Genomic DNA, 21,447 nt, shown 5'->3' on the forward strand with positions numbered 1-21,447 from the left:
CCGCCGAAACAACCGTTTCACCGGGGGAGTTGGAAGCACCCGTGACCACCTGGACCGACCACACCGCCGACCGTCCCATCTCACTCACCGCCCCGAGCGGCATCGACCGGGCCGCCCACCACCGGCTCGACGAGGCATGGCTCGCCGCGGCATGGAGCCACCCCACCACCCGCGCCTTCGTGGTCTCCGGCGGTCAGGTCCTCATCGACGAGGCGCCCGACGGCACCACCGAACTCGTCATGACCCCGTCCTTCGAAGCGCCCCTCACCGAGGCGCACCGCTACTTCCTGGGCACCGACGACGACGGCGTCAGCTATTTCGCCCTCCAGAAGGACACCCTCCCCGGCCGCATGGACCAGTCCGCGCGCGCGGCCGGTCTGCGCGAGGCCGGCCTGCTGCTGTCGCCGCGCGACGCGGGTCTCATGGCGCACGCGGTCGCGCTGGAGAACTGGCAGCGCCTGCACCGCTTCTGCTCCCGCTGCGGCGAGCGCACGGTGATCGCCGCGGCCGGCCACATCCGCCGCTGCCCCGCCTGCGGCGCCGAGCACTACCCCCGCACCGACCCGGCCGTGATCATGGCCGTGACGGACAACGAGGACCGCATCCTGCTCGGCCGCCAGGTGCACTGGCCCGAAGGCCGCTTCTCCACCCTCGCGGGCTTCGTCGAGCCGGGCGAGTCCATCGAGCAGTCGGTCCGCCGCGAGGTCTTCGAGGAGGCCGGCATCACCGTCGGCGAGGTGGAGTACGTCGCCAGCCAGCCCTGGCCCTTCCCGTCCAGTCTCATGCTCGGCTTCATGGCCCGCGCCACGTCGGCGGAGATCAACGTCGACGGCGAGGAGATCCAGGAAGCGCGCTGGTTCTCCCGGGAAGACCTGCGGGCCGCCTTCGAGTCCGGGGAGGTCCTGCCTCCGTACGGCATCTCGATTGCGGCCCGTCTGATCGAGCTCTGGTACGGCAAGCCCCTGCCGACGCGCGGGGCGGCCGGCTGAGGCGGGCGGGTACCGGCTGCCCGGGCGCGTGCCCACCGCCCGGGGCACACACCCCCCGTGTCGGCTAGGCGCCGACCTTCTGCTTGACCTGCGCCAGGGAGGGGTTGGTCAGCGTCGAGCCGTCCGGGAAGAGAACGGTCGGAACCGTCTGGTTCCCGCCGTTCGCCTTCTCCACGAACGCCGCCGACTCCGGGTCCTGCTCGATGTTGACCTCCTCGTACGCGATGCCCTCACGGTCCATCTGGCTCTTCAGCCGACGGCAGTAGCCACACCACGTGGTGCTGTACATCGTCACGGTGCCCGGCATGTCTCTGCTCCTTCGCTGCGGGGAGGCGCGTGTTCGCTGTGGAGGGAACGTACGCGACAGGGTCGCCATTCCCGCAGTACCCGGGCGGGGACCCCTGACGCCTGTCGTATCAGTACGACTGCAGACGTCTCCCTGTGGACAACCGGCACAACCGCCTCGGCCGACCTGGCAGCATGGCAGGGTGACAGCAGCAACACACTCCACCCTTTTCCCGCAGGGCTCCGCCGGTTCGCAGTACCCGGCCGCGCAGGGCGGGGCCGACGCGGTGCTGGAAGGGCTCGACCCCGAGCAGCGCGAGGTCGCCACCGCCCTGCACGGGCCGGTGTGCGTGCTCGCGGGAGCCGGCACGGGCAAGACCCGGGCCATCACCCACCGCATCGCCTACGGGGTACGGGCGGGGATCCTGCAGCCCTCCAGCGTGCTCGCCGTCACCTTCACCAACCGCGCCGCGGGCGAGATGCGCGGCCGTCTGCGCCAGCTCGGCGCCTCCGGGGTCCAGGCCCGCACCTTCCACTCCGCCGCCCTGCGCCAGCTCCAGTACTTCTGGCCGAAGGCGGTCGGCGGCAGCCTGCCCCGCATCGTCGACCGCAAGATCCAGCTCGTCGCCGACGCCGCGGCCGCCTGCCGTGTCCGTCTGGACCGCGGTGAGCTGCGCGACGTCACCGCCGAGATCGAATGGTCCAAGGTCACCCAGACCGTCCCCGCCGACTACACCGCGGCGGCGCTCAAGGCCGGCCGCACGGCGCCCCGCGACCGCGCCGAGATCGCCCAGCTCTACTCGGCGTACGAGGACATCAAACGGGACCGCGGCGTCATCGACTTCGAGGACGTCCTGCTGCTGACCGTCGCCATCCTGCAGGACCAGCACGACATCGCCGAGGCGGTCCGCGCCCAGTACCAGCACTTCGTCGTCGACGAGTACCAGGACGTCAGCCCTCTCCAGCAGCGCCTCCTGGAACTGTGGCTCGGCGAGCGCGACAGCCTCTGCGTCGTCGGCGACGCCAGCCAGACCATCTACTCGTTCACCGGCGCGACCCCCGACCACCTTCTGGACTTCCGCGCCCGCCATCCCGGTGCCACCGTCGTCAAACTCGTCCGCGACTACCGCTCCACGCCCCAGGTGGTCCACCTCGCCAACGGTCTGCTCGCCCAGGCCCGCGGCCGGGCCGCCGACCACCGGCTGGAACTGATCTCCCAGCGCGCCGCGGGCCCCGAGCCCGGCTACGCCGAGTACACCGACGAGCCCGCCGAGGCCGAGGGCGCCGCCCGCCGCATCCGCGACCTCATCGCCTCCGGCACCCCCGCGAGCGAGATCGCGATCCTCTTCCGCACGAATTCGCAGTCCGAGATCTACGAGCAGGCCCTCGCCGACGCGGGGGTGCCCTACCAGTTGCGCGGAGCCGAGCGCTTCTTCGACCGCCCCGAGGTCAAGCGGGCCATCCACGCCCTGCGCGGCGCGGCCCGCTTCGGCGGCAACGACTCACTTCTCGACGACGCCCCCGACCTCCCCTCGCAGGTACGGGCCGTCCTGTCCGGCGACGGCTGGAGCCACCGGCCGCCGGCGGGCTCCGGCGCCGTCAGGGAACGCTGGGAGTCCCTCGCCGCCCTCGCGAACCTGGCGCAGGACTTCGCCGCCGCCAGGACCGGCGCCACCCTGGGCGACATGGTGGCCGAACTCGAGGAGCGCGCGGCCGCCCAGCACGCCCCGACCGTCCAGGGTGTCACCCTCGCCTCCCTGCACTCCGCCAAGGGGCTGGAGTGGGATGTCGTCTTCCTGGTCGGCGTCGCCGAGGGCATGATGCCCATCTCCTACGCCAGGACGGACGAACAGATAGAGGAGGAGCGCCGCCTCCTCTACGTCGGCGTCACCCGTGCCAGGGAGCACCTCTCCGTCTCCTGGTCGCAGTCCCGGTCGCCCGGTGGCCGCCCCAACCGGCGGCCCAGCCGCTTCCTCGACGGACTGCGTCCCGGCTCCGTCACCACCGCGGGTCGCAGAGGCGCGGCCGGTCCCGGCGGCTCGGGCGGTGTCGAGCGGGGAGTCCCGGACAGCGCTCCCGATGTGGCCCGGCGTGTCCACCGCACGCCCGCCCGCTGCCGGGTCTGCGGCCGCACGCTCAGCGACGCCGGCGAGATGAAGCTGATGCGCTGCGAGGACTGCCCCTCAGACATGGACGAAGGGCTCTACGAACGGCTGCGCGACTGGCGGGCGGTCCAGGCCGAGCGAAGCGGGCAGCCGGATTTCTGCGTCTTCACCGACAAGACGCTGATGGCCATCGCGGAAGCGGTACCGTCCACTCCGGTTGAGCTGGCCCGCATCCCGGGTGTCCGCGCCCGCAAGCTGAACCGCTACGGGACCGACGTACTGGCCATATGTGCAGGCCAGGAGCTTGGGACCGGTGAGGGCGAGCAGTGATTCAAACTCGTCGAGAAAATAGTTTGCGCGATCCCCAGCGATCCCCATAGGTTCTAAAGCACGGAAACGGCGGCCTTCTCCAAGGCCCTGGTTCCGTGCTGTACTTAATAACCGATGGACCGGCCCGCCCGGTCCCAGAGACGCCGAGAGGAGGCGAATCCAGTGATCAGCATCAAGACCAGCTCCGCCAGCACCGCCAAAATGACCGATCGCTCGGTCGTCTCCACGTGCCTGCTCGGCTTCTCGAACCTGGGCACCGGTCTGTCCGGCATCGCTGCCGTTCGGCCGGCGTCCTCCGTGTCTCTCGCGGTGCTCCCTGTCCGCGAGCGCAATGAGCGACCGATGAAGGCACTGGAAGCAGTAGAGGCACAGGCGCAGGCCTATGCCTTTGCGGCCGCCGGTGCCGGAGTCGCCAAGCAGACGCACCACACGATGTGGGCCTTCCGTGGGCCTGACCCCTGGAGTGATCCAGCCTGATCGGCGATCAGGCCGGCGCCTTCAGGGCCGCGGAACCCCACCCGGGATCCGCGGCCCTTCTGTTTGTCCCCGACCGGGGACGGCGGAGCGAAGGGGCCTCGGGACAACAGAAAACCCCGGTACCAGCCGCCAACCGGCCAACCGGCCGGCACGACCAGACGAGGAAGACGAACCGTGCAACTCGAAGCGCACGCCCCGTCCGTACCGCCTTCCGAAACGATCACCCCGCCCGGTTCCACGGAGGACCCCACCTTGATCCCGCTCACTGCGCTGACCGCGCTCGACGACGCCATCGAGAACCTCGGCGTGCCCGTCCCCTGCCGTTCCTACGACCCGGAGGTCTTCTTCGCCGAGTCGCCGGCCGATGTCGAGTACGCCAAGTCCCTCTGCCGTACCTGCCCGCTGGTCGAGGCGTGCCTCGCCGGTGCCAAGGAGCGGCGTGAGCCCTGGGGCGTCTGGGGCGGCGAGCTCTTCGTCCAGGGTGTCGTCGTCGCCCGGAAGCGGCCCCGTGGCCGCCCGCGCAAGAACCCGGTCTCGGCATGAACATCACCGGAACGATCGATCGCCCCCTGACGCACGACCCCAGGAAACAGGCCCCGATGAAGCCGTCCACAGGCGAGCCCGCCGGCTCCGTGATCCCAGACTTCACTTCCACCGACGCGAACGACTCGCGTCAGAACAGGACCCGAGAGATGCAACTCATCCCAGAAGCCCTCGCGCGTGCGCATATGCACGACCGCATCCATGAGGCCGAGCAGGAGCGCCGGGCCAGGCGCCTGGTGGTGGCCCGCCGTATGCAGCGCCGTGCCGAGCGCGCGTCGCTGCGCGCCCGCCGTGCTCTGGCCATGGCGGTCATGCAGTAGGGAACAGGACCCAGAAGCCGCAGCCGCAGCCGCAGCCGCAGCCGTAGGCGGAAGCAGGGACAGAGACAGCAGGAAGAGCTGCTGAACGCGGGGGCCGGTCCGGGGGGACCGGCCCCCGCCGTGCGTTCTGCCGAAAGGATGCGCTGCGGGCGCGGCCTCCGGTCCCGGTCCCCCCGCTTCCGGTCATGGTCCCCGGCCTCCTCGTCCGGTTCCCCAGCCTCCGGTCCCGGCCTTCGCCCCGGCCCCAGCCCCGGCCTCCGCCCCGGATCTCAGGACCTGGCTGCCCACTCCGGCCGCAGGCCCCGGATCCCGCCCGCGGCACTCAGGCCCCGGCTGCCGAGTCCTCCTCGTCCGGTTCCCCGCCCGGCTCCGTCTTCGCGCTTCCCTCCGTGCCCGTCCCCGCGTCCGGCAGGAAGCCTGGAAGCCAGTCCTCCAGTTCCTGCCGCAGCCGTACCGTCGCCCCCAGCTGGCACAGCACACCGATCGTGCTGAGGGTGACCCGGTGGATCAGCAGGTACGCCGGTGGCAGATTGAGCTGTCTGCCCAGCTGGTGCGCGGGGGAGCGGGGGTCGGCGATCCGGGCCGCCTGGCCGCGCATCCAGCCCCGGCTGAAGGTGAACTCGTCGGCCTGGGCCGGCTCGATGATCGGGAGCAGGTAGTCCAGGACGGCGTCCGGGTCCAGTTCCATGGAGTCCCTGATGAACCCTTCCCCGCGGAGCAGCTCGTGGACGGCTTCCGCATCCCCGTCCAGGGCCATGCGGAGGGAGTGGCCGATCGTCGGCGGCAGGCCGTCCGGGAGCCGGTCCACCGTGCCGAAGTCCAGAACGCCCAGCCGCCAGCCGCTCCTGTCACCGGAACGCCCGGAGCCGTCGAGGCCCTCCGAACCGGCAGGGTCCTCGGGGTCGGCAGGGTCCTCGGGGCCGTCCGGGACGAGGCGGAAGTTCCCCGGGTGCGGGTCGGCGTGGAGCAGGCCGGTGCGGGACGGGCCGGAGAAGAGGAAGCGGGCGAGGAGCTGACCCGCTCGGTCGCGCTCCTCCTGCGTGCCGTCGGTTATCACCTCGGACAAGGGTGTCCCGTCGATCCACTCCGTCACCAGCACCTGCTCGCACTGGTGGACCACGGCCGGCACCAGCACGTCCGGGTCGTCCGCGAACTCCTCCGCGTGGGCCCGCTGCGCCTGTGCCTCCAGACCGTAGTCGAGCTCCTCGGACACCCGGTCGCGCAGTTCCGAGATGAGCGGCTTGATGTCCATGCCCGGGATCAGCGGGCCCAGCAGCCGGGCGAAACGACTCAGCTGGGTCAGATCGGACAGCAGGGCCTCACCCGCCCCGGGGTACTGCACCTTGACCGCGACCTCCCGGCCGTCGTGCCAGACCGCCCGGTGCACCTGTCCGATGGAGGCCGCCGCGGCGGGCCTGTCCTGGAACTCCAGGAACAGGTCCTGCCAGTCCTCGCCGAGCCGCTCCTCCAGTACGGCGTGCACCGTGCCGGTCGGCATCGGGGGAGCAGCCTCCTGGAGTTTGGTGAGCGCCGCACGGTACGGGCCCGCGACCTCCTCGGGCAGGGCCGACTCGAAGACGGACATGGCCTGCCCGAACTTCATCGCGCCGCCCTTGAGCTCACCGAGCACCTTGAACAACTGCTCCGCCGTGCGCTGCTGCAGTTCGCGGCCCACGAGGTCCGCGGACTTGCCGCCGATCCGTTTGCCCAGCCCCCAGGTCGCGCGCCCGGCGAAGCCGAGCGGCAGCGCGGCGAGCTTGGCGGTCCGTGTGACCGCCTTCCGGGGAAGATCAGACATGCGCCCTCCAAGTACCGGACAGCCGGGCCGCGTGCGGCTGTTGCCCGTCCATTGTCTCGTGCGGCCCTTCGCCGTCCGAGGTCCGCTCCCCCTCGCCCTTCTCCCCGGGCCCGCAGGGGCACGCGGGATGCTGTCGCACCGGGCGGGCGCGCCAGTCGAAGCCGGGTGGTGAAACCTCCCAGCGGGCCCCCGCACTCGACGGTAGTCCCCCGTCGAGGAAGGCGAGCGCGTGCCCCGCGGCCAGCCCGGCGACCGTGACCGCCAGTGCCAGATCGCAGGCCGGCACCCGGCGGGACCGCCCGGAGCGCCACTGGGCGAGCAGGCGCGGCCAGGCCGGATCCCGGTCGGTGCGCTCCAGGTCCAGGCAGCCGGCGCAAGCGGTGTCCCCGGGCAGGACCAGCGGGCCGACGATCCCCGTGCCCTCCACGACGCCGGCGAAGAGATGCGGCGTACCGGACGCGAGCAGCGGCTCCAGGTCTGCCGGGTCGGGCGCGTGGACGGCTAGTGGGTCCCGGGGCGCGAGGATCACCAGGGAGAGACCGGGACCGTCCTGACCGGCAGGGGCCCGGGCGCCGCCCCGGCGAGGCGGGCGGGAGGGTGCCGCCGCGCGCACCGCGCGCCGTGCGGCCTCGTCCCTGCGCTCGCCGACGGACTCCACGGGCAGCCCGCCCGGCGCCACGTCCCACGGCTCGACGCGACCGGCGTCCTGTACGTCGACCCGGCCCACCCCCGCAGCCGCCAGGGCCGAGGCCAGGACGGCTCCGACCCGGCCCGCGCCCCGTACCCGCACGTGCAGTGCGCGGCGGGCCGCCAGCCGGCGCATGGCCCCGCCCGGTTCGCGGTCGACGAGGGAGAGCGAGGCGGCGTCCGGCCGGAGCCTGTCCAGCACCGCCGGATCCCCGCGCAGGGCGTCGGCGGCCGGGCCGCCGCCCGTCGCGTCGTCCAGCAGTCCGGCCCGGGAGAGCCGCTCCACGAGACCGTCGACATGGCCTTCGGGCAGCCCCATCCTGCGTCCTTCGTTGCGCAGGAGAGGCAGCCCGCGGGTGCCGTCGAACAGCGTCAGCAGACCGCCGGTCGCCGGGTCCACCGGGCCGAGCACCATCGCGTGCGCGGGCGCCATCCCGAACTGCACCGTGTGCAGATCCCGCCAGCCGCGCCGCAGCGCGGGTTTCACCGTCGGATGCATGAAACGACCCCCGTACGTCCCCGTGGTGCCGGCGGACTTCGTCCCGCTCCGCCGGTCGAATGCCAGGATGCCCGCATTGCCCGGCGCGTGCCGAAAGTTATCCACAGGGGGTGGATGTTCGTCGTACGAATCGGGTCCGAGGGGTGCGGTTCGGCATCGATGCGTACCGGAGACGGGACTTCCCCCCTGGGCAACGGGTAACGTCGGGGCGTGCCCGCCGACCCCCTGCACCGCGCCGGAAACCCACAGCGCAGCACGACGAGCCAGCCGCCGGGCGGCTCGGGGGCGAGTGCGATCGAGGTCCGCAGGAGCGCGCGACGGCGCAGAACGGTCTCCGCGTACCGTGAGGGCGATCGCACCGTCGTGCTCATTCCCGCTCGGATGTCCGAGGCGGAGGAGCAGCGCTGGGTCACCGTCATGCTCGACAAACTGGCGGCCCAGGAGAGCAAGCGGGTCCTCGGCGACACGGAACTGTCCGAGCGCGCCGCCCGGCTCTCCGAGCTGTACTTCGGCGGACGGGCCCGGCCCGCCTCGGTGCGCTGGGTCACCAACCAGAACACGCGCTGGGGCTCGTGCACCCCGGCCGAGGGCAGCATCCGCCTCTCGCACCGCTTGCAGGGCATGCCCGAGTACGTCGTCGACTACGTCCTGGTCCATGAGCTGGCACATCTGCTCGTGCCCGGCCACGGGGCCGACTTCTGGCGACTCCTGGAGGCGTACCCGCGGACCGAGCGGGCCCGTGGCTACCTCGAAGGGGTGGTCGCCGCCGACCGGCTGCCCCACCTGCCTGCGGCGCGCGGCGAATGAGACCGGTCTGACGCGGGGTCCCCGCCCGGACGGCCGACGGCCGGGTTTGTGTACCGGGTGTGTACCGGCCTCGTCCGCGGCCGGATTTTGCCGTTAGCCTGACGCGACGCACTTGCATTCGGGATGGGGGACGGTCGTTACGCATGGCCAGGGAATTCCAACGCGGCCACAAGGCCAGGATCAGTGACCTCACCGCGGGCACCGATCTGTACGTGGGTGTGCAGATCACCGGTCCCGGGCTGACCTTCGACATCAGCTGCTTCGGTCTGGACGCCGACGAGCGGCTGTCGGACGACCGGTACTTCGTCTTCTTCAACCAGCCGAAGACCCCCGAGGAGGCCGTCCAGCTCCTCGGCCCGCAGGCGGGCGACACCGAGTCCTTCCGCGTCACCCTCGACCGGATCCCTCCGCAGATCCGGAGGCTGTCGTTCACGGCGACCGTCGACGGTGCCGGACAGATGTCACAGGCCGCTCCCGGGTACATCCGGATCGTGGCGGGCGGCGAGGAGGTGGCCCGGTACTCCTTCACCGGCGCCGAGTTCTCCACGGAGCGCGCCGTGATGCTGGGCGACTTCTACCTGAAGGACGTATGGCGGTTCGCCGCGGTCGGGCAGGGTTTCGACGGCGGGCTCGACGCGCTGCTGAAGAACTTCGGCGGCGAGGTCGCCGAGGAGGAGCCGGCCGCCGCGCCCGGTCCGCAGGCGGACGGCGTCCCGTCGTTCGCACCGCCTGCCCAGGCCGCCGTGCCGCCCGCGTTCGGGGTTCCGGCAGGTCCCGCCACGCCGCCGCCCGCGCCCGCTCCGCCGCAGCCCGCGCAGGGTTTCGCCCCGCCCCCGGCACCCACGCCGCCCCCGGCGCCCGGACCTCCGGTGCACACCGCACCGACCGTCGTCGCGCCCATGACTCCGCCGGGCGGCGCCCCCGTACCGCCCCCGCCACCCGCTCCCGCGCCCTACGGGCAGCCGGGTCAGCCGCCGCAGCCTCCGTACGGCCAGGCCCCCGGGCAGACCGCGCCCCTGCCGCCCGGCTACGGATATCCCCAGGCGCCCCCGGCACCCCGAGCACCGCAGCCGCCCCAGGCACCCACCCCGCCTCCGGGCTACGGACAGCAGCCGCCGTTCGGACAGGCGCCGGGTCAGCCGGGTCAGCCGGGTCAGCCCGGCGTGCCGGGCGCGCCCGCCGCGTACGGAGTACCGCAGGGCCTTCCCCAGGGCGGCGCCGGTGTCACCGCCGCGCTGCAGGCGTACAAGGAGACGCCCACCGGGCAGCGCTGGACCCAGCAGAACAAGAAGATGGTCCGCGTCGACCTCGGCGCGGGCGGCGACCAGGCCGTACTGGCCCGCCAGGGCAGCATGGTGCTCTACCAGGGCAAGGTCGACTTCAGCTACAAGGGCGCCGGGTTCTCCGGCCGGGTCGTGGGCAACGCGACCGGCCAGGAGATGCAGCTCATGCGCTGTTCGGGCCGCGGTCAGGTGTTCCTCGCGGAGAACGGCGCCATGCTGCACCCCGTCGAGCTGCAGGGGGACGCCGTCTGCGTCTCCGCGGAGAACGTCCTCGCCTTCGACGAGACGCTGCAGTACGAGGTGCGCCGCATCGAAGGGCACGGCATCCCCGGGGGAGCCCTGTTCACGATGCAGTTCCAGGGAACCGGCACGATCGTCGTCAAGACCCGTGGCGTGCCCGTGGTCCTGCCTGTGACGCCCACGACGTTCGCCGACTGCAACGCCGTCGTCGCGTGGTCCGCCGCCTCCCAGGTGATCGTCTCCAGCCAGGTGCGCATGCGCCGCAACGCCTATCCGGGGGACACCGGGGAGAGCGTGAACCTCCAGTTCCGCGGCGCGCCCGGCAATTTCATCGTCGTCCAGCCGTACGAGGTCTGAGGGAGCCCGTCCAATGAACCAGCAGCTCGCGGGCTTCGCCCCGGCACCTGTCGCCGCGCGCATGGAGAACCACGGCAACCACATGCTCAAGGTCGCCATGCAGACCGGGAACGACCTCCTCGCGCGCGTGGGGTCGATGGTCGCCTACGAGGGCTTCGTCCAGTACGAGCCCAATCCGCCGGCCGTGCGCCAGATCGCCAAGGACTGGATGACCGGCGAGGGCGCACCCCTGATGAAGTGCTCCGGAGACGGTCTGCTCTACCTCTCCGACTACGGGGCGAACGTCGTCGTCATCAACCTCGACGGCGACGGCATCTCCGTCAACGCCACCAACCTGCTCGCCTTCGACGCCCACCTCACGTGGGGTGTCGAGCGGGTCAAGGGACTGGCGAAGTTCGCCGGCCAGGGCCTGTGGAACACGAGGATCTCCGGGCAGGGCTGGGTGGCGCTGACCTCCCGGGGCAAGCCCATCGTCGTCGACTGCGGCGGCGGCGAGGACGAGACGTACGTCGACCCGGACGCGCTGGTCGCCTGGTCACCGAACCTCAAGGTGAAGGGCAAGCGCAGCTTCAAGGCGCAGTCGCTGATCGGACGGGGCAGCGGCGAGGCCTTCCAGCTGGCCTTCTCCGGACAGGGCATCGTCGTAGTCCAGCCCAGTGAGGACAGCACCGACCGTCTCCGGGTCCGGGGCTGAGGGGGAGCACACACATCATGCAGAGCCCGCTTTTCGCGTACAACGACCAGCAGTCCCAGGAGCGCTACAGCCTGCAGAACAAGCAGATGCTGCGCGTCCTCCTGGACGGCCACGACGACGTGCTCGCCCGCAAGGGCACCATGGTCGCCTACCAGGGCCTCGTGGAGTTCGACGCCGAGTTCCAGAACTCCGGGCAGCAGCGTTCGCGCGCCCACACCGGGGAGGGCCTCGACCTGATGCGCTGCCACGGGCAGGGCACCGTCTACCTGGCCAACCTCGCCCAGCACATCCACGTGGTGGACGTGGACCAGGACGGCCTCACCGTGGACAGCGCCTACGTCCTGGCGATGGACTCCTCGCTGCACCACGACGTGATCGCCGTGGACAGCCAGTACGGCATCTCCGGCTCCGGCAAGTACCAGCTCAACATCTCCGGGCGCGGCAAGGTCGCCCTGATGACGTCGGGCAGTCCGCTGATGCTGCAGATCACGCCGGACAGGTACGTCAACTGCGACGCCGACGCGATCGTCGCCTGGTCGACGGGCCTGCGCGTGCAGATGCAGGCCCAGACCCACTCCTCCGGGGTGTTCCGGCGCCGGGGCAGCACGGGTGAGGGCTGGGAGCTCAGCTTCATGGGGCAGGGGTACGCGCTGGTGCAGCCCAGCGAGTTGCTGCCGCCGCAGAACGCGGTGCTCGGGGGCGGGGTCGCCGCGCAGTACGGGATGGGGCAGCAGGGGGTTCGGCAGCAGAACCAAGGGAACGCCTGGAGCTGAGTACTTCGGGGCCGGTGGACGGGTGCCGGTCCGTCGTGGCTGAGCGCGCAGTTCCCCGCGCCCCTGACGGGCTGCCCCTGCCGGGGCGCCCGGCAGGGGCAGCCCGTCAGAGCCTCGCCAGTGTCCCTTCCAGGAGGCGGACCACCGAGTCGTCGGCCACCCGGGACACCTCTTCGTAGGGGAACCAGCGCAGGTCCAGGGACTCGTCGCTGATCGTCTGGACGGAGCCCGGCTCGGCCACGACCGCGTACTGCACGTCGAAGTGCCAGTGGCACGGCGCCGGGATGGGATGCCGGTCGAGCCGTACGGGGCCGCCCGGGAGCAGCGTCAGACCCGCGATGCCCGACTCCTCCGTGGCCTCCCGCAGGGCGGCCGCCTCCAGGGTGGCGTCCCCGGGTTCGCAGTGTCCGCCCATCTGGAGCCACATCCGCAGTTTCCGGTGGAGCGTCAGCAGGACCCTGCCCCGGCCGGGATCGACGACCAGGGCGCTCGCCGTGACGTGCCCTGCCGTACACGCCTTCCACATGCCGTCCGGATGGGCCTCCAGATGGGCGAGGTAGGCATGGCGCAGCTCGTCCTGTCCCCCGACGCCCTTGAGGACCAGGACGGCTTCGTCGTACAGGGTCACTTGTCGTCGTCGCCCTTGTCCTCGACGCCGCCCCGGGACCCGTCCGCCGCCTCGCCGAGCAGCTTGTCGAGTTCGGAGAAGTCCGGCTGCTCGTGGTGCACGAAGCCGTCCGGGTCGTCCAGGTCGGAGGCGGTCGGCAGCATGTCCGGGTGCTCCCAGAGACCGTCCCGGCCGTCGACCCCGCGCGCGTCCGTCAGCGAGGCCCACAGGCGCGAGGCGTCCCGCAGCCGGCGCGGCCGCAGCTCCAGGCCGATCAGCGTGGCGAAGGTCTGCTCGGCGGGGCCGCCCGTGGCACGACGGCGGCGCAGCGTCTCGCGCAGCGCGTCCGCGGACGACAGGCGGGGCTTCGCGGCCGAGTGCACCACCGCGTCCACCCAGCCCTCGACGAGCGCGAGCGCCGTCTCCAGGCGGGCCAGCGCGGCCTTCTGCTCGGGGGTGTCCTCCGGCTGGAACATGCCCTGCTGAAGCGCCTGCTGCAGCTCCTCGGGGTTCTGCGGGTCGAACTGGCCGACCACGTCCTCCAGCTTCGCCGTGTCGACCTTGATCCCGCGCGCGTACCCCTCGACGGCGCCGAACAGGTGCGAGCGCAGCCACGGCACGTGGGCGAAGAGCCGCTGGTGGGCGGCCTCGCGCAGAGCGAGGTAGAGACGCACCTCGTCCTGGGCGATCCCCAGGTCCTTGCCGAACGCCTCGATGTTCAGCGGGAGCAGCGCGGCCTTGCCGGCCGGGCCGAGGGGGAGGCCCACATCGGTCGAGCCGACGACCTCGCCCGCGAGCACACCGACGGCCTGCCCGATCTGCGTACCGAACATGGCTCCGCCCATGGAGCGCATCATGCCGAGCAGCGGGCCCGCCATGGCCTGCATCTCCTCGGGCAGGACGTCGCCCATGGCCGCGCCGACGCGCTCGGCGACCGGGTCGACGAGCTCCTTCCACACCGGCAGGGTGGCCTCGACCCACTCCGCGCGGCTCCAGGCCACCGCGGAGGCGGCACCGGAGGGCAGCGACGTCGCGTCGTCCAGCCACAGGTCGGCCAGTCGCACGGCGTCCTGGACCGCGGTGCGCTCGGCGGGGCCGACGCTGGAGTCCTTCGTGCCGTCGGAGGTGCCCTGGGAGACCGTCTGGCGGGCGATCTGCTTGGCCATGTCCCAGTTCACCGGCCCGCCCTCGTAGGAGAGCATCTGGCCCAGCTGCTGGAACGCGGCGCCCAGGTCGTTGGGGTTCAGCGAACCGAACATGGCTGCGAGCGGATTGTCGCCTCCCGGTCCGCCGGGTCCGCCGGGCCCGAAACCGAACGGGTTGGCAGGTCCCTGACCACCACCGCTCTGCTGGTCCTTCTTCTTGCCCTCGTCGCCGTTCTCCGGCTCCTCCGGCGGAAGGCCGAATCCGAATGGGGTGTCACTCACGGGATTCCTCGGCTGTTAAGGCCGCCGGTTCGCTCCGACGGCGGCTGCCCTGCATCACCACCCAGCGTAGACACCACAACCGGTTCGGGCCTCGGTGCGTCGCCGACTCGGCGGCTGCGGCAGGATGGATGCCACCTGGTACGTACGCGTCACTCGCGTTCTTACCGAAGACAACCGCTGGAGACGCCCGGTGAGTTCCCCAGATCCACAGGTTCGCGCAGCGCGAAACCCGTCGGCCCGACCGAAACCCGAACACCGCCCCGCGACGTCCGCGGCGAGAGCGGAGAGACCGTCCGCCGGCCGCGGCCCCGTCGTCGCGGTCACCGGCGCCGCGGCCGGCATCGGCGCGATGCTGACCGAGCGGCTCGCCGCCGGCGGCGAGGTCAAGCAGGTCGTCGCCATCGACGAACGGCGCGGCGAGTGCGACAGCGCGCAGTGGCACATCCTGGACGTCCGGGACCCGGCCATCGCCGAGAAGCTGCGCGGGGCGGACGTCGTGGTGCACCTCGCGCTCGACCTCGACCTGGAGACGGACGCCGCGGCGCGTACGGCGTACAACGTGCGGGGAACCCAGACCGTGCTCACGGCCGCCGCGGCCGCCGGGGTCCACCGTGTCGTGCTGTGCACGTCGGCCATGGTCTACGGCGCGCTGCCCGACAACGAGCTGCCCCTCTCCGAGGACGCCGAACTGCGCGCCACCGCGGAGGCCACCGGCGTCGGGGACCTGCTGGAGGTCGAGCGGCTCGCCCGTCGGGCGCCCCGCGCGCATCCCGGGCTCAATGTCACCGTCGTGCGCCCGGCCGTACTCGTCGGAGGCACCGACACGGCGTTGACCAGGTACTTCGAGTCGCCGCGGCTCCTGGTCGTGGCCGGCTCCCGGCCCGCCTGGCAGTTCTGCCACATCGACGACCTGTGCACGGCTCTGGAGTACGCGGCCCTGGAGAAGGTCGAGGGGGAGCTGGCCGTCGGCTGCGACGGATGGCTGGAGCAGGAGGAGGTCGAGGAGCTCAGCGGGATCCGGCGGATGGAGCTGCCGTCCGCGGTCGCCCTGGGCGCCGCGGCCCGGCTCCACCGGATCGGGCTCACCCCGTCGCCGGCCGGGGACCTCGCGTACACGATGTATCCCTGGGTGGTCAGCGGGAACCGGCTGCACGATGCCGGGTGGCGGCCCCGGTGGACCAATGAGGAGGTCCTCGCCGAACTCCTCGGGGAGGTCGCCGGCCGGCACACCGTCGCCGGACGGCGGCTCGGGCGCAAGGACGCCACCGCCGCGGGCGCCGCGGGGGCGACGGTCGCCCTGCTCGGCACGGCCGCGCTGGTGCGGCGGGCGCGCAAGGTCCGCCGCCGGATCTGAGACGGGCCCGCGTCCGACGGCGGAAGGCGCTCCAGCGCGTCCTGCCGTCCTGCGCGTCCTGTCGTCCTGCGCGTCCTGCAGGGCCGTGGCGCTTCCGCACGGAGGCTCCGGCGCGGCTCACGCGCGCGTACGGATCAGGAACGCCCCACGCGCGCGTGCGGCGGAAAGCTGTTCCACGGGGCCGGCCGGGTGGGGCACGATGGGAGCATGGCACCCATGAACGAGCACCCCGGCGAGCAGGCCGCGCAGAACCCCGTCAAGCTGCTCGCGATCCGGGAGACCGAGCTCTCCCTGGACGAGGTCTTCCGGGCCGTCGGCGACGACGCCTCCGGAGGGACCGCGCTCTTCGTGGGGACCGTGCGCAACCACGACGGGGGCGCGGACGTCGACGCCCTCGGCTACTCCTGCCACCCCACGGCCGAGGCCGAGATGCGGCGCGTCGCGGAGAAGGTCGTCGCGGAGTACCCGGTGCGGGCGCTCGCCGCCGTGCACCGGACCGGCGATCTCCGGGTGGGGGATCTCGCGGTGGTCGTCGCCGTCTCCTGCCCGCACCGCGGGGAGGCGTTCGAAGCCTGCCGGAAGCTGATCGACGACCTGAAGCACGAGGTCCCGATCTGGAAGCACCAGCGGTTCTCCGACGGCACGGAGGAGTGGGTCGGCGCCTGCTGACCGCTCCGGTTGCGTAACCCGACCCCTGCCGTGAGCGTTGAACAAGCGGATGGTTAATCTGCTGATCAGTCAGTTGCGGTGGCTCATGTGGGGTTGGGAGGTCGGCATGGCGGCGCTCGCCTGGTTGCTGATTCCGCTTTTGGCCGCGATCGGTGCCGGGGCCTGGGGGAGTTGGGCAGGACGGAATCGCAAGACGATCGGTGACGGCCACGAGCTCGCGGGCTACACACGCTTCCGCGAAGCCATGGAGCGGACGCACTCGGACGTCTGACCGGCCGCCGTCGGGGCCCTCGGACGGGCGGCCCCGACGGTGCGTTGACAGTGGGTTCCCGTACTGTCGTTCCATGCCACGCCGCACCGCGACGATGCTCGCCTCCACCCTGATGCTGATCGCGCTCCTGTGCGCGGGAGTCTTCATCAAAGTGCCGTACTCGGAGATGTCGCCGGGTCCGACGGTGAACACGCTCGGCGAGCACGGCGGCGAGCCGGTGCTCCGGATCTCCGGCCGCAAGACCTACGCGACGAGCGGCCATCTGAACATGACCACCGTCCGGGTCACCAGCGCCGACTACAACATGAACCTCGTCGAAGCCGTGTACGGCTGGCTGGCGCACGACAACAAGGTGGTCCCGCACGACACGCTCTACCCGAACGGCAAGACGGAGGAGCAGTCGACCCAGGAGAACGCCGAGGAGTTCAGCCAGTCCCAGGAGAGCGCCAAGGTCGCGGCCCTCAGGGAGCTGGACATCCCGGTGAAGTCCTGGGTGATCGTCTCCACCGTCGGCAAGGACACCCCCGCCGAGGGCAGACTGCACGCCGGTGACGTGATCAAGGCCGTCGACGGCACGCCGGTGAAGGCGTACGACGACGTCGCGAAGCTGGTCACCAAGCACGAGCCGGGCGAGAAGGTCGTCTTCACGGTCGTGCCCGCCAAGGAGCAGGCCGCCGCCGAGAAGGCGGACAGGGAGGCGACCCGCACCGAGGACGTCACGATCACCACGACCAAGTCCGACGACAGCGGGGAGGAGCGCGCGATCGTCGGCATCTCGGCCGGGACCGACCACACCCTCCCGTTCACCATCGACATCGAGCTCGCCGATGTCGGCGGCCCCAGCGCCGGTCTGATGTTCGCCCTCGGCATCGTCGACAAGCTCACCCCGGGAAGCCTGACCGGCGGCAGGTTCGTCGCCGGTACCGGCACCATCGACGACGCCGGGAAAGTGGGCCCGATCGGCGGCATCGAGATGAAGACGGTCGGCGCCCGGGCCAAGGGCGCCCAGTACTTCCTCACGCCGAAGGACAACTGCGCGACCGCCGCCCGTGACGTCCCCGACGGGCTCACGCTCGTCGAGGTCGACACCATCGACGACGCGGTGAGCGCCCTCGACGACATCCGCGCGGGCGACACGGACGGCCTGCCGAAATGCGCCAGGAGCTGACGCACCGGCAGGCCGCGGCCGGCCGGACTACTCCGCGAAGGTCGCCGTGAGCGCCTCCGCCAGGCCCGGTACGAGGTCGGAGCCGGTGAGCACGTCGGTCGCGGAGTCCTTCTCGCGCAGCCGCAGGGCCGAATCGCGCTTCCCGTCGCGCAGCACCGCCACGGTCATCCGGACCTCCTGGCGCTCCGGGTGCTCGGCCACCCACTTCGCCAGCCGTGCCTCGTCGAGACCGTCCGGTACGGACGCCTCCGCGGACGGCGGCAGCATCAGCCGCTCCACGGACAGCGCGCAGCCGACCACGGCGTCCGGCCACGCGATGGTGCCGAGGAACTCGTCCAGCGGACTGCCCGCCGGGAGCTCGTCCTGTTCGATGGGGGTGAGGGTGCCCTCGGGCACGTCTTCGGTCAGACCCAGCCGCTCGGCGAGTCCCGGTTCCCGGGAGCGCAGCCGGGCGGTGTCGACCAGGGCGAAGAGCCGGGCGGGCTGGTCCCAGCCGAGCCCCGAGACGTACTCGTCGATTTCGAGGACGGCACGGGTCAGGGGCCCGGCCGCCATGGGGGTGCCTGAGGAGGCGGTGTTGGACATGGTCACAATCCTGCCTCGTTCGGCCCCCGAAGCGGGAACCAGGTAAAGCATCAGTAAGTTGCATAGATGTGGCCCGGCGTCTGCGGGGCCCCCGAACACCAACAGCGAACTTCGAGGTGCGCACCTTGGCTTTCCAGATGCCGGACCGCGGCGGAGGCCCGACAGGGCCGCGGATGAGAGTGGGCCGACCGTCCCGGCGCGTCCGGACCCTGCTCATGACACTGGGCGTACTGGCCGTTCTGGCCATGGCCTTCGTCATGTTCGCGGGGTTCTGGACGGACTGGCTCTGGTACCGGTCGGTGAGGTACTCCTCCGTCTTCACGACCACCCTGTGGACGAAGATCGGCCTGTTCTTCGTCTTCGGACTGCTGATGGCCGTGGCCATCGGAGTGAACATCTGGCTGGCCCACCGGCTGCGGCCGCCGCTCAGCGCCATGTCGATGGAGCAGCAGAGCCTGGACCGCTACCGGATGGGCGTGGCCCCCTACAAGAAGTGGATCCTGCTCGGGATCACCTCCCTGGTCGGACTGATCGCGGGCGCCTCCGCGGCGGGCCAGTGGCGTACCTGGCTCATGTGGGTGAACGGGGTGCCCTTCGGCCAGAAGGACCCCCAGTTCCACCTCGACGTGTCCTTCTACGCCTTCGACCTGCCCTGGTACCGCTTCATGCTGGGCTTCGGCTTCGCGGCCGCGATCCTCTCCCTGATCGCCGCGGCGATGACGCACTACCTCTACGGCGGACTGCGCGTCACCAGCCCCGGAGCGCGCGCCACGGCCGCGGCCACCGGCCACCTCTCGGTGCTCCTGGGGATCTTCGTCGCGCTGAAGGCGGTCGCGTACTGGCTCGACCGGTACGGGCTCGCGGTGAAGTCCAGCGACTTCAAGGCGACCGGCAACTGGACGGGCCTGAGGTACGTCGACGCCAACGCCTACCTGCCGGCCAAGACGATCCTCTTCTGCATCGCGGTCATCTGCGCCGTGCTGTTCTTCGCCACGCTGTGGCGGCGCACCTGGCAGCTGCCCGTCATCGGCTTCGGACTGATGGTGCTCTCGGCGATCCTGATCGGCGGTCTGTACCCGGCGATCGTCCAGAAGTTCCAGGTCCAGCCGAACGAGCAGGCCAAGGAGGCGCCGTACGTCGAGAAGAACCTCAAGGCGACCCGTGACGCGTACGGGATCACCGGCACGGAGGTCACCGAGTACGCGGGCACGAGCACGACCGAGGACAAGACGACGCTGCGCGACGACGCCGACGGCGCCGCGAGCATCAGGCTCCTGGACCCGAACGTCGTCTCGCCCACGTTCCAGCAGCTCCAGCAGGTGCGCAACTACTACGCGTTCCCGTCGAACCTGGACGTCGACCGCTACAGCAAGGACGGCAAGGACCAGGACACCGTCATCGGTCTGCGCGAGCTGAACCTCCAGGGCATCCCGAAGAACAACTGGATCAACGACCACTTCCGCTACACGCACGGCTTCGGAGCGGTCGCCGCCAAGGGCACCAACGCCGACGCCGAGGGCCGCCCGGAGTTCACCGAGTACGACCTGCCCTCCAAGGGCGACCTCGGGGAGTACCAGCAGCGGATCTACTACGGCGAGAAGACCAGCCAGTACTCGATCGTCGGCGGTCCCCAGAAGGAGATCGACTACTCCGACGACACCGGTGAGAAGACGACCAGCTACAGGGGCAGGAGCGGCGTCAACCTGGAGAACCCGGTCAACCGGGCGGCGTACGCGGTGGCGTTCAGCGAGCCGCAGATCCTCTACTCCGGCGCGATCGGCGAGGGGTCGCGGATCCTCTACAACCGCACGCCCAAGGAGCGCGTCGAGGCGGTGGCCCCCTGGCTGACCATCGACGGCGACGCCTACCCGGCGATCGTCGGCAACAAGATCGAGTGGATCGTCGACGCGTACACGACGACCAACGGCTACCCGTACGCCTCGCGCACCACTCTCGGCGACACGACGGCCGACTCGCTCACCGCCGCCAACAACCAGCGGGCGGTGGTGGCCCAGCAGAACCAGGTCAACTACATCCGCAACTCAGTGAAGGCGACCGTCGACGCGTACACCGGCGAGGTCACCCTGTACGAGTGGGACACCAAGGACCCGGTCCTGAAGACCTGGAAGAAGGCGTTCCCTGGCACGGTGAAGTCGAAGACCGACATCCCGCAGGCCCTCATGGACCACCTGCGGTACCCGCAGGACCTGTTCAAGGTCCAGCGCGAGCTGCTGACCCGCTACCACGTGAAGGACGCGGAGACGTTCCTCAGCGGCAGCGAGGTGTGGCAGGTCCCGGACGACCCGACCAACAAGTCGGGCAACGCCGTACCGCCGTACTACCTCAGCATGAAGATGCCGGGCGAGGACTCCCAGGCGTTCTCCCTGACGACGACGCTCACCCCGAACGGCCGCGACAACCTGAGCGCCTTCATGTCGGTCAACGCCGAAGCGGGCACGGGGGACTACGGCAAGATCAGCATCCTCAAACTGCCCACCGGCAGAACGGTCGACGGACCGAAACGGGTGCAGAGCCAGTTCAACTCCGAGCCCTCCATCGCCGAGTCCATCAGACTTCTGCGGGGCGGTGACTCGGAGGTCGAGTACGGCAACCTCCTGACGGTGCCGCTCGACGGGGGCCTGCTCTACGTGGAACCCGTCTACGTGCGCGGCGGCGGCCTGAAGTACCCGCTGCTACGGAAGGTGCTGGTGACCTACGGAGGTTCGACGGCCTTCGAGGACACCCTGGAAGAGGCGCTCGACAAGGTCTTCGGAGCGGACGGTTCGGCCACCGAACCACCGGACGAGGGCGAGGGCGACGGCGAGGACGACGGCGGGACGAAGCCGCCGCCGACGTCCGACGACCCGACCGTCCAGGAAGCGCTCGACGACGCCCAGAAGGCCTTCGACCAGGGCCAGGAAGCCCTCAAGAAGGGCGACTGGGAGGCGTACGGAACGGCGCAGAAGGACCTGGAGGACGCGCTGAAGCGGGCCGAGGACGCGCAAGCGGCGGCCGGCGAGGGCACGGGCGGCAGCGACAAGCCCGGCGGCTCCGGTGACAAGGCCGGGGAGGGCGGCAAGCCGAGCGGCAGCCCGAGCAGCAGTCCCGACAGCACCGGGAGTCCGGACAGCAGCTGAGTCAGGAGCCCTCCCCGCGCCGTGGTACGGTTGGGACACAAC

General features: G+C 71.2%; 20 protein-coding genes. 14 read left to right on the forward strand and 6 right to left on the reverse strand.

Features of this window, described 5'->3' with window-relative positions; genetic code table 11:
• The first annotated feature begins 41 nt into the window (after nt 1-41).
• A complete protein-coding gene (gene nudC, locus KM933_RS01485) occupies nt 42-989 on the forward strand; it encodes an NAD(+) diphosphatase (RefSeq protein WP_221347920.1) in 948 nt (315 codons plus the stop codon).
• A gap of 64 nt (nt 990-1,053) precedes the next feature.
• Here the strand turns inward: nudC and KM933_RS01490 are convergent, their stop codons facing one another.
• Nucleotides 1,054-1,296 (reverse strand): mycoredoxin, encoded by a 243-nt coding sequence (locus KM933_RS01490; protein WP_221347921.1) that lies wholly within the window; start codon nt 1,294-1,296, stop codon nt 1,054-1,056.
• A gap of 181 nt (nt 1,297-1,477) precedes the next feature.
• Between KM933_RS01490 and KM933_RS01495 the strand changes: the two genes are divergently transcribed.
• The 4 genes from KM933_RS01495 (at nt 1,478) to KM933_RS01510 (ending at nt 5,049) form a co-directional block, all read left to right on the forward strand.
• Entirely contained in the window at nt 1,478-3,709 is a 2,232-nt protein-coding gene (locus tag KM933_RS01495) for an ATP-dependent DNA helicase UvrD2 (RefSeq protein WP_221347922.1), read from the forward strand.
• A 162-nt stretch (nt 3,710-3,871) separates the two neighbouring features.
• Nucleotides 3,872-4,186 carry a hypothetical protein gene (locus tag KM933_RS01500; RefSeq protein WP_221347923.1) on the forward strand — a complete coding sequence of 105 codons (315 nt, stop codon included), beginning with the start codon at nt 3,872-3,874 and terminating at the stop codon, nt 4,184-4,186.
• A 174-nt stretch (nt 4,187-4,360) separates the two neighbouring features.
• Nucleotides 4,361-4,729 carry a WhiB family transcriptional regulator gene (locus KM933_RS01505; protein ID WP_221347924.1) on the forward strand — a complete coding sequence of 123 codons (369 nt, stop codon included), beginning with the start codon at nt 4,361-4,363 and terminating at the stop codon, nt 4,727-4,729.
• Entirely contained in the window at nt 4,726-5,049 is a 324-nt protein-coding gene (locus KM933_RS01510) for a hypothetical protein (RefSeq protein ID WP_221347925.1), read from the forward strand. Before KM933_RS01505 ends, KM933_RS01510 begins: the two co-directional genes overlap by 4 nt.
• 322 nt (nt 5,050-5,371) lie before the next feature.
• Here the strand turns inward: KM933_RS01510 and KM933_RS01515 are convergent, their stop codons facing one another.
• Complete coding sequence (locus tag KM933_RS01515) at nt 5,372-6,847, reverse strand: ABC1 kinase family protein (RefSeq protein WP_221347926.1); 1,476 nt, start codon at nt 6,845-6,847, stop codon at nt 5,372-5,374.
• Nucleotides 6,840-8,033, reverse strand: coding sequence for a TOMM precursor leader peptide-binding protein (locus KM933_RS01520; protein ID WP_221347927.1), 1,194 nt, complete (start codon nt 8,031-8,033; stop codon nt 6,840-6,842). Before KM933_RS01520 ends, KM933_RS01515 begins: the two co-directional genes overlap by 8 nt.
• Before the next feature lie 210 nt (nt 8,034-8,243).
• Between KM933_RS01520 and KM933_RS01525 the strand changes: the two genes are divergently transcribed.
• The 4 genes from KM933_RS01525 (at nt 8,244) to KM933_RS01540 (ending at nt 12,187) form a co-directional block, all read left to right on the forward strand.
• On the forward strand, nt 8,244-8,840 hold the full coding sequence (locus KM933_RS01525; protein WP_221347928.1) for a M48 metallopeptidase family protein: 597 nt from the start codon (nt 8,244-8,246) through the stop codon (nt 8,838-8,840).
• 143 nt (nt 8,841-8,983) lie between these two features.
• The gene (locus tag KM933_RS01530; protein ID WP_221347929.1) at nt 8,984-10,720 is read left to right on the forward strand and encodes a TerD family protein; all 1,737 of its coding nucleotides are present in this window, start codon (nt 8,984-8,986) and stop codon (nt 10,718-10,720) included.
• Nucleotides 10,721-10,733: 13 nt separating this feature from the next.
• Complete coding sequence (locus KM933_RS01535; RefSeq protein ID WP_221347930.1) at nt 10,734-11,414, forward strand: AIM24 family protein; 681 nt, start codon at nt 10,734-10,736, stop codon at nt 11,412-11,414.
• Nucleotides 11,415-11,431: 17 nt separating this feature from the next.
• Entirely contained in the window at nt 11,432-12,187 is a 756-nt protein-coding gene (locus tag KM933_RS01540) for an AIM24 family protein (protein ID WP_221347931.1), read from the forward strand.
• Between the two features lie 106 nt (nt 12,188-12,293).
• Here the strand turns inward: KM933_RS01540 and KM933_RS01545 are convergent, their stop codons facing one another.
• Both KM933_RS01545 and KM933_RS01550 read right to left on the reverse strand, forming a co-directional pair.
• A complete protein-coding gene (locus KM933_RS01545; protein WP_221347932.1) occupies nt 12,294-12,815 on the reverse strand; it encodes an NUDIX hydrolase in 522 nt (173 codons plus the stop codon).
• Complete coding sequence (locus tag KM933_RS01550) at nt 12,812-14,221, reverse strand: zinc-dependent metalloprotease (RefSeq protein ID WP_221347933.1); 1,410 nt, start codon at nt 14,219-14,221, stop codon at nt 12,812-12,814. Before KM933_RS01550 ends, KM933_RS01545 begins: the two co-directional genes overlap by 4 nt.
• Nucleotides 14,222-14,411: 190 nt before the next feature.
• Here KM933_RS01550 and KM933_RS01555 point away from each other — a divergent pair, with 190 nt between their 5' ends.
• The 4 genes from KM933_RS01555 to KM933_RS01570 all read left to right on the forward strand — a co-directional run bounded on the left by KM933_RS01555 (nt 14,412) and on the right by KM933_RS01570 (nt 17,683).
• On the forward strand, nt 14,412-15,575 hold the full coding sequence (locus KM933_RS01555; RefSeq protein WP_221347934.1) for an SDR family oxidoreductase: 1,164 nt from the start codon (nt 14,412-14,414) through the stop codon (nt 15,573-15,575).
• 207 nt (nt 15,576-15,782) lie between these two features.
• On the forward strand, nt 15,783-16,244 hold the full coding sequence (locus KM933_RS01560; protein WP_221347935.1) for a molybdenum cofactor biosynthesis protein MoaE: 462 nt from the start codon (nt 15,783-15,785) through the stop codon (nt 16,242-16,244).
• Between the two features lie 106 nt (nt 16,245-16,350).
• Nucleotides 16,351-16,515 carry a hypothetical protein gene (locus KM933_RS01565; RefSeq protein WP_221347936.1) on the forward strand — a complete coding sequence of 55 codons (165 nt, stop codon included), beginning with the start codon at nt 16,351-16,353 and terminating at the stop codon, nt 16,513-16,515.
• Between the two features lie 73 nt (nt 16,516-16,588).
• Nucleotides 16,589-17,683 carry a YlbL family protein gene (locus KM933_RS01570; RefSeq protein ID WP_221347937.1) on the forward strand — a complete coding sequence of 365 codons (1,095 nt, stop codon included), beginning with the start codon at nt 16,589-16,591 and terminating at the stop codon, nt 17,681-17,683.
• A gap of 27 nt (nt 17,684-17,710) precedes the next feature.
• On the opposite strand, the gene KM933_RS01575 is transcribed toward KM933_RS01570, so the two are convergent.
• Nucleotides 17,711-18,268, reverse strand: coding sequence for a PPA1309 family protein (locus tag KM933_RS01575; RefSeq protein ID WP_221347938.1), 558 nt, complete (start codon nt 18,266-18,268; stop codon nt 17,711-17,713).
• A 116-nt stretch (nt 18,269-18,384) separates the two neighbouring features.
• On the opposite strand from KM933_RS01575, the gene KM933_RS01580 reads away from it, so the two are divergent.
• On the forward strand, nt 18,385-21,405 hold the full coding sequence (locus KM933_RS01580; RefSeq protein ID WP_430727264.1) for a UPF0182 family membrane protein: 3,021 nt from the start codon (nt 18,385-18,387) through the stop codon (nt 21,403-21,405).
• The last annotated feature ends 42 nt before the right edge of the window (nt 21,406-21,447 follow it).

This window comes from Streptomyces beigongshangae, from assembly GCF_019710745.1.
Lineage (GTDB): Bacteria > Actinomycetota > Actinomycetes > Streptomycetales > Streptomycetaceae > Streptomyces > Streptomyces beigongshangae.

Coding starts and splice junctions, on each gene's coding strand:
- KM933_RS01490 (WP_221347921.1), bottom strand. CDS start 1,296: ATGCCGGGCACCGTGACGATGTACAGCACCACGTGGTGTGGCTACTGC.
- KM933_RS01510 (WP_221347925.1), top strand. CDS start 4,726: ATGAACATCACCGGAACGATCGATCGCCCCCTGACGCACGACCCCAGG.
- KM933_RS01515 (WP_221347926.1), bottom strand. CDS start 6,847: ATGTCTGATCTTCCCCGGAAGGCGGTCACACGGACCGCCAAGCTCGCC.
- KM933_RS01520 (WP_221347927.1), bottom strand. CDS start 8,033: ATGCATCCGACGGTGAAACCCGCGCTGCGGCGCGGCTGGCGGGATCTG.
- KM933_RS01530 (WP_221347929.1), top strand. CDS start 8,984: ATGGCCAGGGAATTCCAACGCGGCCACAAGGCCAGGATCAGTGACCTC.
- KM933_RS01535 (WP_221347930.1), top strand. CDS start 10,734: ATGAACCAGCAGCTCGCGGGCTTCGCCCCGGCACCTGTCGCCGCGCGC.
- KM933_RS01540 (WP_221347931.1), top strand. CDS start 11,432: ATGCAGAGCCCGCTTTTCGCGTACAACGACCAGCAGTCCCAGGAGCGC.
- KM933_RS01560 (WP_221347935.1), top strand. CDS start 15,783: ATGGCACCCATGAACGAGCACCCCGGCGAGCAGGCCGCGCAGAACCCC.
- KM933_RS01565 (WP_221347936.1), top strand. CDS start 16,351: ATGGCGGCGCTCGCCTGGTTGCTGATTCCGCTTTTGGCCGCGATCGGT.
- KM933_RS01570 (WP_221347937.1), top strand. CDS start 16,589: ATGCCACGCCGCACCGCGACGATGCTCGCCTCCACCCTGATGCTGATC.
- KM933_RS01575 (WP_221347938.1), bottom strand. CDS start 18,268: ATGTCCAACACCGCCTCCTCAGGCACCCCCATGGCGGCCGGGCCCCTG.